At 73.8% G+C, this 14644-nt stretch carries 13 protein-coding genes and 1 tRNA gene; 7 read left to right on the top strand and 7 right to left on the bottom strand.

Translation table 11 applies throughout. From position 1 onward, the window contains the following. Positions 1–19: 19 nt before the first annotated feature. The gene (locus VKZ81_RS10455) at positions 20–1390 is read right to left on the bottom strand and encodes an FAD-binding oxidoreductase (protein WP_324241273.1); all 1371 of its coding nucleotides are present in this window, start codon (positions 1388–1390) and stop codon (positions 20–22) included. Continuing rightward, entirely contained in the window at positions 1387–2028 is a 642-nt protein-coding gene (locus VKZ81_RS10460; RefSeq protein WP_324241274.1) for a GntR family transcriptional regulator, read from the bottom strand. Before VKZ81_RS10460 ends, VKZ81_RS10455 begins: the two co-directional genes overlap by 4 nt. A gap of 30 nt (positions 2029–2058) precedes the next feature. On the opposite strand from VKZ81_RS10460, the gene VKZ81_RS10465 reads away from it, so the two are divergent. The 5 genes from VKZ81_RS10465 to VKZ81_RS10485 all read left to right on the top strand — a co-directional run bounded on the left by VKZ81_RS10465 (position 2059) and on the right by VKZ81_RS10485 (position 8191). Continuing rightward, a complete protein-coding gene (locus VKZ81_RS10465; protein ID WP_324241275.1) occupies positions 2059–2994 on the top strand; it encodes a fumarylacetoacetate hydrolase family protein in 936 nt (311 codons plus the stop codon). Then, positions 2991–4454, top strand: a complete 1464-nt coding sequence (locus VKZ81_RS10470) for an aldehyde dehydrogenase (NADP(+)) (protein WP_324241276.1) — start codon at positions 2991–2993, stop codon at positions 4452–4454. The genes VKZ81_RS10465 and VKZ81_RS10470 overlap by 4 nt, the downstream gene beginning before the upstream one ends. A 175-nt stretch (positions 4455–4629) precedes the next feature. After that, positions 4630–6303 carry an NAD(P)/FAD-dependent oxidoreductase gene (locus VKZ81_RS10475; protein WP_324241277.1) on the top strand — a complete coding sequence of 558 codons (1674 nt, stop codon included), beginning with the start codon at positions 4630–4632 and terminating at the stop codon, positions 6301–6303. 20 nt (positions 6304–6323) lie between these two features. Then, positions 6324–7778, top strand: a complete 1455-nt coding sequence (locus VKZ81_RS10480) for an ATP-binding protein (protein WP_324241278.1) — start codon at positions 6324–6326, stop codon at positions 7776–7778. After that, positions 7778–8191 carry an OsmC family protein gene (locus VKZ81_RS10485; RefSeq protein ID WP_324241287.1) on the top strand — a complete coding sequence of 138 codons (414 nt, stop codon included), beginning with the start codon at positions 7778–7780 and terminating at the stop codon, positions 8189–8191. Before VKZ81_RS10480 ends, VKZ81_RS10485 begins: the two co-directional genes overlap by 1 nt. Before the next feature lie 3 nt (positions 8192–8194). Here the strand turns inward: VKZ81_RS10485 and VKZ81_RS10490 are convergent, their stop codons facing one another. The 5 genes from VKZ81_RS10490 to VKZ81_RS10510 all read right to left on the bottom strand — a co-directional run bounded on the left by VKZ81_RS10490 (position 8195) and on the right by VKZ81_RS10510 (position 14089). Then, positions 8195–9034, bottom strand: coding sequence for an ETEC_3214 domain-containing protein (locus VKZ81_RS10490; RefSeq protein WP_324241279.1), 840 nt, complete (start codon positions 9032–9034; stop codon positions 8195–8197). A gap of 75 nt (positions 9035–9109) precedes the next feature. Further along, the gene (gene galK / locus VKZ81_RS10495; RefSeq protein WP_324241280.1) at positions 9110–10237 is read right to left on the bottom strand and encodes a galactokinase; all 1128 of its coding nucleotides are present in this window, start codon (positions 10235–10237) and stop codon (positions 9110–9112) included. After that, positions 10234–11331 carry a galactose-1-phosphate uridylyltransferase gene (gene galT / locus VKZ81_RS10500; protein ID WP_324241288.1) on the bottom strand — a complete coding sequence of 366 codons (1098 nt, stop codon included), beginning with the start codon at positions 11329–11331 and terminating at the stop codon, positions 10234–10236. Before galT ends, galK begins: the two co-directional genes overlap by 4 nt. Before the next feature lie 14 nt (positions 11332–11345). Then, the gene (locus tag VKZ81_RS10505; protein ID WP_324241281.1) at positions 11346–12113 is read right to left on the bottom strand and encodes a DeoR/GlpR family DNA-binding transcription regulator; all 768 of its coding nucleotides are present in this window, start codon (positions 12111–12113) and stop codon (positions 11346–11348) included. Continuing rightward, positions 12113–14089 (bottom strand): beta-galactosidase, encoded by a 1977-nt coding sequence (locus VKZ81_RS10510; protein ID WP_324241282.1) that lies wholly within the window; start codon positions 14087–14089, stop codon positions 12113–12115. Before VKZ81_RS10510 ends, VKZ81_RS10505 begins: the two co-directional genes overlap by 1 nt. 209 nt (positions 14090–14298) lie before the next feature. Here VKZ81_RS10510 and VKZ81_RS10515 point away from each other — a divergent pair, with 209 nt between their 5' ends. Both VKZ81_RS10515 and VKZ81_RS10520 read left to right on the top strand, forming a co-directional pair. After that, positions 14299–14526 (top strand): hypothetical protein, encoded by a 228-nt coding sequence (locus tag VKZ81_RS10515; protein ID WP_324241283.1) that lies wholly within the window; start codon positions 14299–14301, stop codon positions 14524–14526. A gap of 43 nt (positions 14527–14569) precedes the next feature. Continuing rightward, positions 14570–14642 (top strand) — tRNA-Asn (locus tag VKZ81_RS10520). Positions 14643–14644: the final 2 nt, after the last annotated feature.

The raw sequence follows: 14644 nt of genomic DNA on the forward strand, positions 1-14644 counted from the left end.
CTGCAATCGGGGCGGTGCCTCAGCCGGCCAGCACCTTCCCGGGGTTCAGGATCCCCAGCGGGTCGAAGGCCTCCTTGATCTTGCGGTGCAGGGCGAGGCCCACCTCGCCCAGCTCCGTCTCCAGCCACCCGCGCTTGAGCACACCCACCCCGTGCTCGCCGGTGATCGTGCCGCCCAGGGCGAGCCCGAGCTGCATGATCGCGTCGAACGCCTGCTGCGCCCGCGCGACGGCGGCCGGGTCGCCGCGGTCGAAGATCACGGTGGGGTGCATGTTGCCGTCGCCGACGTGCCCGGGGCAGGACACGACGACGTCGTGCTCGCGGGCGATCGCGGTGATGCCGTCGAGCAGCTCCACGAGCCGCGCGCGGGGCACGGCGACGTCGTCGATGAGCGTGGAGCCCAGCTTCTCCACCGCGAAGTGGACGATCCGGCGCGCCTCCATGAGCATCTCCGACTCGGTCGCGTCGGAGGCGACCGCGACGTCGAGCGCGCCCAGCTCGCGGCAGATCGCGCCCATGGCCTCGACGTCCTCGGCGGCGCGGGGCCCGCGGTCGGACTGGGTGAGCAGCAGCGCGCCGACGCCGGTGGGCAGCCCCATGTCGCGGTAGTCCTGGATGGCCCGCACCGTGACCGCGTCGAGGAACTCGCACAGCGACGGCTGCAGGCCCGCGGCCATGATGCGGGTGACCGCGGACAGCGCGTCCGAGGCCGAGGCGAACGCGGCCGCCATGGTCAGCGCCGACTCGGGGGCGGGCTTCAGTCCGAGCGTGGCCTTCGTGATCACCCCGAGCGTGCCCTCCGAGCCGACGATCAGCTTGGTGAGGTCGTAGCCGGCCACGCCCTTCGCCGTCCGCCGCCCGGTGCGCAGCAGCTCCCCGGAGGCGGTGACGACCTCCAGGCCGCGCACGAAGTCGGCCGTCACCCCGTACTTCACGCAGCACAGCCCGCCGGCGTTGGTGGCGAGGTTGCCGCCGATCGTCGACAGCTCCCACGACGACGGGTCCGGCGGGTAGTACATGCCCTGCTCCAGCACCGCCCGCGACAGCACGGCGTTGAGCACCCCGGGCTCGACGACGGCGACCTGGTCGACCGGGTCGATCTCCAGGATCCGGTCCATCCGGGTCATCGACAGCACGATGCCGCCGTCCACGGCGTTGGCCGCGCCGGACAGGCCCGACCGGGCGCCCTGGGGCACCACCGGAACCCGGTGCGCGGAGGCCACCCGCAGCACGTGCTGCACCTGTTCGGTCTCCGTGGGGCGCACGACGGCGAGCGGGGCGCCCGCGGCGCAGAAGCTCGCCTCGTCGTGGCGGTAGGCCTCGGTGCTCGCGGGCTCGGTGATCAGCGCGTCGGCCGGAAGGCCCGCCGCGAGTTCCTCGACGACCGTCATGGGGTCTCCTCCTCAAGCCGCGCGTGCGACCGCTCCAGGTGTTCCCGCATCGCGTCCGCGGCAGCCGCCGCGTCGCGGGCGAGCACGGCGTCGGCCACCCGCTCGTGCTCGGCGAGCGCCTGCGGGCCGATGCCGCGGTGGTAGTACTGCCGGTAGATGTGCAGGTGCCAGTTGGTGCGCACCAGCGCGTCGCGCACCTGCTCGCTGCCGGCCAGCTCGGCGAGCAGCAGGTGGAACCGCGCGTCGTGGGCGGAGAACGCGCGGTACGCGGCGTAGGTGTCCGACTCCGGGGCGTCGGCCGTGGCGAGCTCGGCCGTGAGGCGCGTGCGGCCGTCGGCGTCGAGCCGCTCGGCGGCGGTCGCGGCCGCCCACGGCTCGACGAGCAGCCGGAACCGGTACAGGTCGGCGAGCTGGGCCTGGGTGAGCAGGGGCGTGGTCCGGTAGCCGCGCAGCGGCTCCTTCACGACGAGCTGCGCCGACTCCAGCCGGGCGAGCGCCTCGCGGACCGGGGTTGGGGAGACGCCGAGCTCGCGGGCGAGCCCGTCGATGGACACGCGGGCGCCCGGCGGGATTTCATGGTCCATGATCCGCGCCTTGATCGCCTCGTGGACGTCGTCGACCAGCCGCCCTGGCAACACCGGCAAGATCCTATAGGATCCAGCCGGACCATGGTCGCGGGACAGGAGCCGGTGGAGAGCATGGAGATCGTCCGCTACGTCGAGCAAGGGGCAGCGCAGCCGCGGGTGGGGGTTCGTCGGGACGGCAAGATCGCCCCGGTCCGCTTCGGATCGGTGGCCGAGCTGCTGCGGGAGCCCCTCGACGCCCTGCGCGCCGGGCTGGAGCCCGCCGGGGCGGAGGTGGACGCCAGCACCGTCACCTACCTGCCGCCGGTGGACGGGCTCACCGAGGTGTGGGCGTCCGGCGTCACCTACGAGCGCTCGCGGGAGGGCCGCAAGGAGGAGAGCGTCCAGGCCTCGGTCTACGAGAAGGTCTACGACGCGCCCCGCCCCGAGCTGTTCCTCAAGGCGGTGGCCTGGCGGGTCGTGACCGACGGCGAGCCGGTGGCCGTGCGCGCCGACTCGACGGTCGACGTGCCGGAGCCGGAGCTCGCGGTCGTCGCCAACAGCCGCGGCCAGATCGTCGGCTACACCGTCTGCAACGACATGAGCTCGCGCTCGATCGAGGGCGAGAACCCCCTCTACATCCCGCAGGCGAAGATCTTCAACGGTTCCTGCGCCATCGCGACGGGTATCCGCCCCGCGTGGGAGGTCGACCCGTCCGACCTCGCGATCACCATGAAGGTCGTGCGCGACGGTGCCGTCGTGTTCGAAGGTGAGACGAGCACCGCTCGCCTGCACCGCACGCTGGAGGAGCTGGTCGAGGTGCTGTACGCCCCCAGCGACTTCCCCGACGGCGCGATCCTGTCCACCGGCACGGGTATCGTCCCCGACCTGAGCTTCTCGCTCACCGAGGGCGACCGCGTGGACATCGAGATCGCGCAGGTCGGCACCCTGTCCAACCCCGTCGTACGGGGCCGCGAACCGTTGTCCTGGCTGGTCGATGCCCTCACCCAGCCGGCGGCCAGGAGGAAGGGACAGCAGTGACCGTCACCGACACCACCCCCGAGGAGCTCGACCGGGTGCTCGCCGCGGCGGCGCGGGCCGCCGGGCCGCTCGCCGCGCTGCGCCCCGCCGAGCGCGCCCGCCTGCTGCGCGCGGCCGCCGACGCGCTCGACGCCGCGGCGCCCGAGCTCGTGCCCATCGCCATGGAGGAGTCCTCCCTGCCGGAGGCCCGGCTCACCGGCGAGGTGGCGCGCTCCAGCGGCCAGCTGCGCCTGTTCGCCGACGTGCTCGAGGAGGGCTCCTACCTCGAGGTGATCCTCGACTCCGCCGACCCGAACGCCAAGCCGGTGCCCCGGCCGGACCTGCGGCGCATGCTCGTGCCGCTCGGGCCGGTGCTGGTCTTCGCCGCGAGCAACTTCCCGTTCGCATTCAGCGTCCCCGGCGGCGACACGGCGTCCGCGCTGGCCGCGGGGTGCCCGGTCGTGGTGAAGGCCCACCCCGGCCACCCGCGCCTGTCGCAGCGCACCGGCGAGGTGCTGACCGAGGCGCTGCGCGCGGCGGGCGCCCCGGAGGGCACGTTCGCCGTCGTCCACGGCATGGAGGCGGGCACGTCCGCGCTCACCGACCCGCGGGTCAAGGCGGGCGCCTTCACCGGCTCGGTGAAGGGCGGGCTCGCGCTCCTCGACATCGCCACCAAGCGGGCCGAGCCGATCCCGTTCTACGGCGAGCTGGGCAGCCTCAACCCGGTGTTCGTCACCCGCGCGGCCGTCTCGGCGCGCGGCGCCGAGATCGTCGACGGCTACGTCGGGTCGTTCACGCTGGGCACCGGGCAGTTCTGCACCAAGCCGGGGCTGCTGTTCCTGCCCGAGGGCCACGGCCTGGAGGAGAAGCTCGTCGAGGCCGTCCGCGGTGTCGCCCCGGCCGCGATGCTCAACGACCGGATCCGCGAGGGCCACGCGCACGAGCGCGACCGGCTGGAGGGCCTCGGTGCGCTGCGCACGCTCGTGCACGGCGCGGAGACCGACGCGGGCGTCGCCCCGACCCTGCTCGCCACCACGGCGAAGGAGCTGCTCGCCGACCCCGAGCCGATCCTGCAGGAGTGCTTCGGGCCGACGTCGATCGTCGTCGAGTACGCCGACGCCGACGAGATGCTCGCCGCGGCGGAGGCGTTCAGCGGCAACCTGACCGCCACCGTCCACGCCGAGGACTCCGACGCCGCGTCCCTGCCGCCCCTGCTGGACGTGCTGCGCGACCGCGCCGGGCGGCTGATCTACAACGGCTGGCCGACCGGGGTGGCGGTGTCCCACGCGATGCACCACGGCGGCCCGTTCCCGGCCACCACGGCGTCGATCCACACCAGCGTGGGCACCACCGCGATCCGGCGCTTCCTGCGCCCGGTGTGCTACCAGAACACGCCCCAGGCGCTGCTGCCCGAGGCGCTGCGCGACGACAACCCGCTGCGCCTGCCGCGGCGCGTCGACGGCGTCCTGCAGCCGGCCTGATCCCTGTGCGACGAACGGCGCGTTGGGCGGAACCCTTCCGACCAACGCGCCGTTCGTCGGTTCTCGATGCGGCGGGCGCGTTCGCCGACAGCACGCTCGCCGTGGGCTCCGCACCGCGCTAGGTTCGGCGGGTCCGCCTGCGTGGGCGGCAGTCGCACGTGCCGTTGGAGCCTGCATGACCACCACCGAGCCGCGCTCGCCCAAGCCCGTCCTGATGACCGTGGACGACGACCCGGGCGTGAGCCGTGCCGTGGCGCGCGATCTCCGCCGCCGCTACGGCCAGGACCACCGCATCGTCCGCGCCGAGTCCGGCCGCGACGCCCTCGAGGCGCTGCGCGAGCTCGTCCTGCGCGGCGAGCCGGTGGCCGCGATCCTCGCCGACTACCGGATGCCGGACATGAACGGCATCGAGTTCCTCGAGCAGGCCATGGACATCGCGCCGCACGCGCGCCGGGCCCTGCTCACCGCCTACGCCGACACCGACGCGGCGATCCAGGCGATCAACCTGGTCGACGTCGACCACTACCTGCTCAAGCCGTGGGACCCGCCGGAGGAGAAGCTCTACCCGGTCGTCGACGCGCTCGTCGAGACGTGGCGGGCGGTGGGGCAGCGCCCGGTCGACGAGATCCGGGTCGTCGGGCACCGCTGGTCGGCCGAGTGCTTCTCGGCCCGCGACTTCCTCGCCCGCAACTCCGTGCCCTACCGCTACTACTCGGTCGAGGACCCGGAGGGCGCCCGGCTGCTGGAGGCCGCCGGGGCGCGCCCGGAGGAGGTGCCGGTGCTGATCACCCCCGACGGCACGGCGCTGCGCTCGCCCACCGACACCGAGATCGCCGCGGCGTGCGGGCTGACCACCGACCCGGTGTCGGACTTCTACGACCTGATCGTGGTCGGCGGCGGGCCGGCCGGGCTCGGTGCGGCCGTGTACGGCGCGTCGGAGGGGCTGCGCACGGTGCTCGTCGAGCGCCACGCCACCGGCGGGCAGGCCGGGCAGAGCTCGCGCATCGAGAACTACCTGGGCTTCCCCGACGGCGTGTCCGGCACGCAGCTGACCGACCGCGCCCGCCGGCAGGCGGCGAAGTTCGGCGCCGAGGTGCTCACCGCCCGCGACGTCGTCGGGCTGGAGGCGCGCGGCTCGGCCCGCATCGTGCGGTTCGGCGACGGCACCGAGATCGGCGCGCACGCCGTCGTGCTGGCCACCGGCGTGTCCTACCGCAGCCTCGACGCGCCCGGCGTCGCCGAGCTCACCGGGCGCGGCGTGTACTACGGCTCCGCGGCCACCGAGGCGCCGGCCTGCCGCGGCGAGGACGTCTACATCGTCGGCGGCGCCAACTCCGCGGGCCAGGCGGCGGTGTTCTTCGCCAAGCACGCGGCCACCGTCACGCTGGTGGTGCGCGGGCCGAGCCTCGAGGCGTCGATGTCGACGTACTTGATCAAGCAGATCGAGGGGATCGACAACATCGTCGTGCGCACCGGCTGCCAGGTCGTGGAGGCGCACGGCGACGACCACCTGCAGGCGCTCACCCTGCGGCAGGGTGACGCGACCGAGACGGTCAAGGCGGCCTCGATGTTCGTGTTCATCGGCGCCGAACCCCGCACCGACTGGCTCGACGGGTTCGTCCAGCGCGACCGGCGGGGCTTCATCCCCACCGGGCCCGATCTCGTCGTCGACGGGCAGCGCCCGCCGGGGTGGACACTGGACAGGGATCCCTACCACCTGGAGGCGAGCGTGCCGGGGGTGTTCGTGGCCGGCGACGTGCGGGCCGATTCCGTCAAGCGGGTCGCGTCCGCGGTCGGCGAAGGCGCGATGGCCGTGACGCTCGTCCACCGGTACCTCGCAGAACAGTGACCGGGCAGGAGCGACGAGAGATGACCGCGATCGACGAGACCACCCCTGCCCGGCTCGGGCCCGACGAGCTGCGCACCCTGTTCCTGTTCGCCGAGCTCGAGGACCACCAGGTCCAGTGGGTGAGCGAGAACGCCGACGTCGTGCCGTTCCCGGCGGGGGAGTACATCGTCAGCGAGGGCGAGCCGGCGCGCTGCTTCTACGTGCTGCTGTCGGGCACGATCTCGATGAGCAAGCTGGTGAGCGGCGACCCGGTGGAGACCACCCGCACCGAGCAGCGGGGCGTGTACTTCGGCGCCACCCAGTTCTACCTCGACGACGAGTCGGCCCTGACCTACCCGGCCTCGGTGCGCGCGGTCACCGACTGCACGGTGCTCGCGCTGCCGGCCAAGGAGTTCGCCCGCGCGTTCGCCTCGTGGTTCCCGATGGCGGTGCACCTGCTCGAGGGCATGCTGATGGGGTTGCGCCGCAACAACTCACAGGTGGCCGAGCGGGAGCGGCTGCTCGCGCTCGGGAAGCTGTCCGCGGGGCTCACCCACGAGCTGAACAACCCGGCCGCCGCGGCCGGCCGCGCCGCCGACGCGCTGCGCGACAAGGTGGCGGGCATGCGGGCGAAGCTTGCGATGATCGCGGACGGGCGGATCGCGGGCGACCAGCTGAAGAAGCTGGTGATGGCCCAGGACGAGTTCGTCAAGAAGGTCCGCCACGCTCCGGCGCTCTCGCCGCTGGAGGCCACCGACCGCGAGGACGAGATCGGCGAGTGGCTCGACGACCACGGCATCGAGGGCAGCTGGGACCTGGCGCCGGTCTTCGTCTCGGGCGGCCTCGGGGTCGAGGACCTCGAGGCGGTGAACGCGGCCGCGGGCGAGACCACGCTGGAGGGGGCCATCCGCTGGCTCGCCTACACGGTGGAGACCGAGAGCCTGCTGCGCGAGATCCTCGACGCCACCACCCGGATCTCCGACCTGGTGCTCGCCGCCAAGCAGTACTCGCAGATGGACCGCGCGCCGCACCGCTTCATCGACGTGCACGAGGGCCTCGACGCCACGCTCGTGATGTTCGGGCGGAAGCTGGGCGGCGAGGCGGGGATCGGCATCGTCAAGGAGTACGACCGGACGCTGCCGAAGATCCCGGCCTACCCGGCCGAGCTCAACCAGGTCTGGACCAACATCATCGACAACGCGATCGACGCCATGGGCGGCAGCGGCACCCTCACCGTGCGCACCGGCCGCGTCGACGACCAGTGCGTGTTCGTCGAGATCGGCGACACCGGGCCGGGCATCCCACCCGACGTGCGCCGCCGGATCTTCGAGCCGTTCTTCACCACGAAGCCGGTCGGGCACGGCACCGGCCTCGGGCTGGACGTGAGCTACCGGGTCGTGGTCAACCGGCACCGCGGCGACATCACCGTCACCTCGGAGCCGGGGGACACCCGGTTCCGGGTGGTCCTCCCCGTCGCCGAGGAGCCCGCCGCGTGATGATGCAGGCCCCGCTCGCGTCCGCGGACGCCCACCTGGCCGCCGCCGCGGGCCGGGCCGTCGACCTGCGGTTCGGGCCGCACCGGGTCGTCGCCGACCACCCCGCGGCCGGCGCGGGCACCGGGCCCACCCCGCTCGAGCTGATGGCGGGCGCGCTCGCGGCGTGCAGCGCGATGACGGCGCGCACGCACCTGGAGCGCGACGGCGACCCGGGCGACATCGAGGTGGTCGTCACCCTCGACGCGGGCCCGCCCACGCTGCTCTTCCGGCGGGTGGTGCTCGGGTTCCGGCTCGACCGGGGCGAGGCGCACCGGCTGGTCGACGCGCTGGAGCGGACCGAGGTCACCATGATGCTCAAACCGGCGTTCACCATCCGGACGCAGGTCGAGCACGCGGGCGAGCCGCTCGCCTGAGGCTCACGGCGTCGTGAACAGGTAGAGCAGCACCCGGGTGAACCCGGCGTCGCTCGCCATCCTCGAGACGACCCCGCCGTCGTCGACGTACTCGCCGAAGGTGTCCGGCATCGAGGTCACCCGGAACGGCTCGGCCACGGCGGGGTCGAGCGGCTCACCGCCGATCGCGTCCACGGCGTCCGCGGCCTCCCGGTCGAAGTGGCCCGCCCCTCCGCCGGGTGCGCAGGCGAGGATGAGGCCGTGGTAGTCGCCGGGCGCGCCGACCGAGACCACCTCGACGTAGGCGGCCGACCGCGGCCCGAGGAACAGGTCGATGTCCGTCGGGTCGGTCCCGGCGGCTTCCATGGCGTCGGCGAACGTGAACGTGCCGAGCTCGCCCAGCTCGAGATCGATCCACCTGACCGGCGGGTGCAGGTCGTCGGAGAGCAGCGTGATCGCGAACCACTCCAGGCTGGTGCCGTCGAAGAGCGCCCGCACCTCCACGGACCTCAACCGGTAGAGGTTCATCGTGAGGGTCCGGCCCGCCGCCTCGGGTGGGCACGGGATCTCCTCGCACAGGTCGACGGAGCGGCGCGGCGCGCCGAGCTGCTCCGCGAGGAACTCCGGGGTGACGCCCAGCTCGACCTGCGCCAGGCGGTCGTACACCCACGCGTGCGGGTGCTCGGCCGGATCGCCGAAGGCGGCGTCCGCGTCCGCGGTCCGCCCGAACACGACGCCGACCGTGCCGACCACCAGCAGCGTCACCACGAAGATCGCGGCGCAGAGCGCCACGCGGATGCGCCGTGCCAGTTCGGCCGCCCTGTCCACGGTGTGCGGGCACGCACCCGTCCCGTGCCGGATCATCCCGCAGTCCCCCTTGCTCCGGATCGGTGCTCGATCGGCTACGGGAGATGACCCCTCACATCCGCGAGGGGTTGGTCAGGCGATCCGTTCGGCCCCCGCCGATGGCTCCGCGGCCCGGATGTCCGGCTCCCGGTGCCCGGCCGTCGCGAACGCCGCCCGCACCGCGCCCGCGACGCTGTCGGCGGCGTCGGCCGGCACCAGCGCGATGGCCGAGCCGCCGAACCCGCCCCCGGTCATCCGGGCGCCGAGCGCGCCCGCCGCCCGCGCGGTCGCGCAGGCCAGGTCGAGCTCGGGGACCGACACCTGGTAGTCGCCGGCCAGGGAGGCGTGCGAGGCGTCGAGCAGGGGGCCGATCTCGGCGATCCGGCCCGCGTCCAGGAGGGCGACCGTGCGGCGGACCCGGTCGATCTCGGTGACGACGTGCCGGGCGCGGGGGAGCAGGTCGGCGTCGAGCGCGGCGAGGTCGGCGACGGTGACGTCGCGCAGGCTGCGCCCCAGCACGGCCGCGGCCTTCTCCACCGACGCCCGGCGGGCGCCGTACTCGCCCCCGGCGTGGCTGTGGCGGACCTTCGTGTCGATGACGAGCAGGGTGAGGCCCACCTCGGCGGGCGCGAACGGGACCTGCCGGGTCGAGCCGTCGCGGGTGTCGAGCAGCAGCGCGTGCCCTGCCGTCCCGAGCAGCGACGCCGCCTGGTCCATGCCGCCGGTCTGGGCGCCGACCACGTCGTTCTCCGCGCGCCGGCACGCGTCGACGAGCACCTTGCGGCCCTCGGGCGAGCCGCCGAGGCCGAGGCCGTACAGGTCGTCGACGGCGATGGCCACGGCGCATTCCAGCGCAGCGGACGACGAGAGCCCCGAGCCGAGCGGCACGGTGTCGGTGACCAGGACGTCGATGCCGCCGACCCGGTACCCGGCCTCGCGCAGCGCCCACAGCACCCCGGCCACGTAGCCCGACCAGCCCTCCGGCCGCCCCGGCCCCACGTCGGCGAGGTCGCCGTCGAAGCCACCGTCCTCGGAGAGGCTGCGCAGCCGCAGCCGGTCGTCGTCGCGCCGGGCGACCTCGACGACCGTGCGCTGCGCGATCGCGAACGGCAGGCACAGACCGTCGGCGTAGTCGACGTGCTCGCCGATCAGGTTGACCCGGCCGGGCCCGGCCCAGCGGCCGTCCGGCTCGCGCCCGTACAGTTCCGCGAACGTCCTCACGATCCGACCTCCCGCAGCCGCTGCGCGATCCGCTCCGGCAGCGCGTCGTTGATCCAGGCACCGGCCCCCGACTCCGAGCCGGCGAGGTACTTGAGTTTCCCGGGCGCCCGGCGCAGGGAGAACAGCCGCAGGTGCAGCCGCGTGAGGTCGCGCCCGGTGTGCACGGGCGCCTGGTGCCACGCCGCGATGTACGGCGGGTGCGGGGCCTCGGCGAAGTACACCTCGAACCGGTGCAGCAGGTCGCGGTACAGCACCGCGAGCTCGGCGCGCTCCTCCTCGGCGAGGCCGGTGAAGTCGCGGACGGGCCGGTGCGGCACGAGGTGGGCCTCGACGGGCCAGCGGGCTGCGGCCGGGACGAACACCGTGAAGTGCGTGCCCTCCCGCACGATGCGGGTGCCCGCCTTCCGCTCGGCGGCCAGCACGTCGTCGAACAGGTCGCGGCCGGTGCGCTGGCGGTGCTCGGCGGCCTGGGTGAGCAGCTGCCCGGTGCGCGGCGTGACGAACGGGTAGGCGTAGATCTGCCCGTGCGGGTGCTCGAGGGTCACGCCGATCTCGGTGCCGCGGTTCTCGAACGGGAACACCTGCTCCACACCCGGCAGCGCCGACAGCGCCGCCGTCCGGTCGGCCCACGCCTCGATCACCGTCCGCACCCGCTCGACCGGCAGCGCGCCGAACGACGAGTCGTGGTCGCTCGTGAAGCAGACGACCTCGCACCGCCCGATCGCCGGGCGCTGGGGGAACAGCGGGTCGCCGTCCACCTCGGCGGGCACGTCGGTGGCGACGTCCTGCGCGAACGACGGGAAGCGGTTCTCGAACACCACGACGTCGTAGTCGTCGGCCGGGATCTCCGACGGCGCGCGGCCCGGCCGGGTCGGGCACAGCGGGCAGGCGTCGGCGGGCGGGAGGAACGTGCGGTCCTGGCGGTGGGCGGCGATCGCCACCCACTCGCCGGTCAGCACGTCGTAGCGCATGATCGAACCGGTCTGCACCGCGGGCAGGTCGCGGGTGTCCGGGGGCGGCACCCGGTCCCGGGTGACGTCGTCGAAGTAGATCAGCTCGCGCCCGTCGGCCATGCGGGCCGTCGTGCGCCGCACCCTCGGCGTCCCGCTCATGACGCCAGCACCAGCCGTCCGCACGCCTGCTCGAGGGCCTGGCGCGCCTCGGGTGCGAGGCCATCGTCGCTGACGACGACGTCGACCTCGTCGAGCGACGCGATCGTGCTCAACCCCACTACTCCCCATTTCGAATTGTCGGCCACCACGGCCACCTGGCGGGCGCTGCCGATCAGCGCCCGGTTCGTCTCGGCCTCCGCGAGGTTCGGGCTCGTGAACCCGGCTTCGGCGTCCATCCCGTGCACCCCCATCAGCAGCCAGTCGACGTGCAGCCCGCGCAGCGCCGCCACCGCGACCGGCCCGACCAGCGCATCCGACGGCGTGCGCTCGCCGCCGGTGAGCACGACCGTGAGGTCCGGCCGCTGCGCGGCGTGCAGCACCTCCGCCACCCGCAGCGAGTTGGTGACGACCGTGAGCCGCGGGATACCCAGCAGCACCGACGCGACGGCATGCGTGGTCGTACCCGCCGAGAGCGCCACCGACGCCCCCGGCTCGACCAGCGCGGCGGCCGCCTGCGCGATCGCCCGCTTCGCCGCCGTGTTCAGCGCCGACTTCGCCGCGAACCCCGGCTCCTCGACGCTGCTGCCCACCGCCGTCGCGCCGCCGTGCACCCGGGTGACGAGCCCGCGCCGGGCCAGCTCGTCGATGTCGCGGCGCACCGTCATGTCCGACACGCCCAGCCGGTCCACCAGCTCCGACACCCGCACCCCGCCGTTGCTCCGGACGGCGTCGAGGATGAGCTCCTGGCGCTGGCGGGCGAGCATCAGCCCTCGTCCGAGCGGATCACCGCGGCGGCGCGCGCCCCGACGCGCACCTCCCCGTCGGCGCGCTCGCCGCTGAGCAGATCGGTGCCGGTCGCCGGGACGGTGGCGGGCACGTCCCCGCGGTTGAGCACGAACAGGTACCGGCCGCGGCGCACGACCTCGAGCCCCGGCTGCGGCGCGTCCAGCCGGGAGACGCCCGCCTCGCGGGTGAGCCGGTCGGCGAGGGCGGCCGTCGCCTCGTCGTCCAGCCAGGTCGCGAGGTACCAGGCCACGCCGTCACCCACGGCCCGCCGGGTGATCGCGGGCGTGCCGGGCAGCGGGCCGTCGGTGTAGCGCGCGACGACCTCGGCGTCGCGGGCCTCGAGCAGCTCGGTCCACACGTCGGCGGTGCTGCCGTCGTCGAGCGTGACGGTGACGCCGGGCAGGAGCGGGGCGAACTCCTCGGTGCGCACGCCGAGCAGGTCGCGGAACGCGCCCGGGTACCCGCCGAGGCGCACGTGGTCGTTCTCGTCGACGATCCCGGAGAAGTACGTGACGAGCAGGTGCCCGCCGCCCTCGACGTACGCCCGCAGGGCGTCGGCCGTCTCGTCGGTGCACAGGTAGAGCGTCGGGACGACCACGAGCCGGTAGCGCGAGAGGTCGGCGGAGGGGTGCACGACATCGGCCGTGGCGCCCAGCTCGGTGACCGCGCGGTGCCAGCGCAGCGCCGCGTCCATGTAGCGGACCTCGCAGGACGGGTGCGAGCCGAGGTCGCAGGCCCACCAGGCCTCCCAGTCGACGAGCAGCGCGACGTCGGCATCGACCCGACTGCCCGCGACCTCGCCGAGCTTCTGCAGCGTCGCGCCCAGCTCCACGACCTCGCGGAAGCGCGCGGTGTCCGGCCCGGCGTGCGGCACCAGCGCCGAGTGGAACTTCTCCGCGCCCGCCTTGGAGGCGCGCCACTGGAAGAACCCGACGGTGTCCGCGCCGCGGGCGACGTGGCGCAGGGAGTCGAGCAGCAGCTCGCCGGGCTTCTTGGCCGGGTTCACCGGCTGCCAGTTCACCGCGCTCGTGGCCGACTCCATCAGCATCCACGGCTCGCCGCCCGCGACGCCGCGGGTCAGATCGTCGGAGAAGGCCTGCTCGGCCCGCGGGCGCGGCAGCCGGGTGTCGATGTAGTGGTCCTGGGCGATGAGGTCCAGCTGCGGCGCCCACCGGAAGTAGTCGGTGCCCGACTGGCGCGGGTTGACCATCAGGTTCGTCGTGACCGGCACGTCCGGCGAGAGCTGGCGCAGCACGTCGCGCTCCGCGCGGTAGTGCTCGAGCAGCGCGTCGGAGGAGAAGCGGGCGAAGTCCAGCTCCTGGGTCGGGTTGCTGAACGTCGGCGTGAGTCGCGGCGGCAGCACCTCGTCGAACGAGGAGTAGCGCTGCGACCAGAACGCGGTGCCCCACGCCTCGTTCAGCCGGTCGACCGAGCCGTAGCGGCCGATGAGCCAGCGGCGGAACGCCGCCGCGCTCACGTCGCAGTAGCACTTGACGACGTGGCAGCCCAGCTCGTTGCTGACGTGCCACAGCTTCACCGCCGGGTGGCTGCCGTACCGGCGGGCGAGCTCGCCGACCAGCTGCAGCGCGTGATCGCGGAACACCGGCGAGCTGGGGCAGAAGGACTGCCTGCTGCCCTGCCAGAGCGTGCGCCCCTCCGCGTCGACCGGGAGGATCTCCGGGTGGCGGGTGGTGAGCCACGGCGGCGGCGACGCGGTGCCCGTCGCCAGGTCGACGGCGATCCCGTTGGCGTGCAGCAGCTCGAGGACCTCGTCGAACCACTCGAAGTCGTACTCGTCCGGCTCCGGCTCGAGCATCGCCCACGAGAACACCCCGAGCGTGACGAACCCGACGCCGGCCTCCCTCATCAGCGCCACGTCCTCGCGCCAGACGGAGGGGTCCCACTGCTCGGGGTTGTAGTCGCAGCCCATCGCGATGCCGGGGAAGGGGAGCACGTCGTCCTCTCGTCGGGTGACTCGCACACGATCCAACACTTCCGAACAGAAACCGAAGCGACCCTGGTGGGATCTCCGGCCCGTGTCAAGACCGGGCGCGCCCGCCCGGCCGCAGCGCTGAACCTACCCATCGGCGATCGGCGGGTTCCGCCGCTCCACCGCGGGGGCACCATGGAGGGGCGGGGGACGCACGAACCGGGGAGAACGACATGTGGAAGTTCCTGCTGGGCGCCGCCGTCGGGTACGTGCTGGGCGCCCGCGCCGGCCACGAGCGCTACGAGCAGCTGCACCGCACCTACCAGCGCCTCGCCGACCACCCCGCCGTGCAGGGCCTCGCCGGCGTCGTGCGCGCCCGCGTCGACGAGGCCGTCAACGGCCACAAGCACGCCGAGGCCGGTGGGGAGGGGGCCCGCAAGCGCGCGGGTGCCGTGCGCTAAGGTTCTTCCTGTCAGCGGGGGTCACGCCCCCGCGCCCATACGGTCCTCCGTAGCTCAATTGGCAGAGCATGCGACTGTTAATCGCAGGGTTGTTGGTTCGAGTCCAACCGGAGGAGCT

This window comes from Pseudonocardia sp., from assembly GCF_035305885.1.
GTDB lineage: Bacteria > Actinomycetota > Actinomycetes > Mycobacteriales > Pseudonocardiaceae > Pseudonocardia.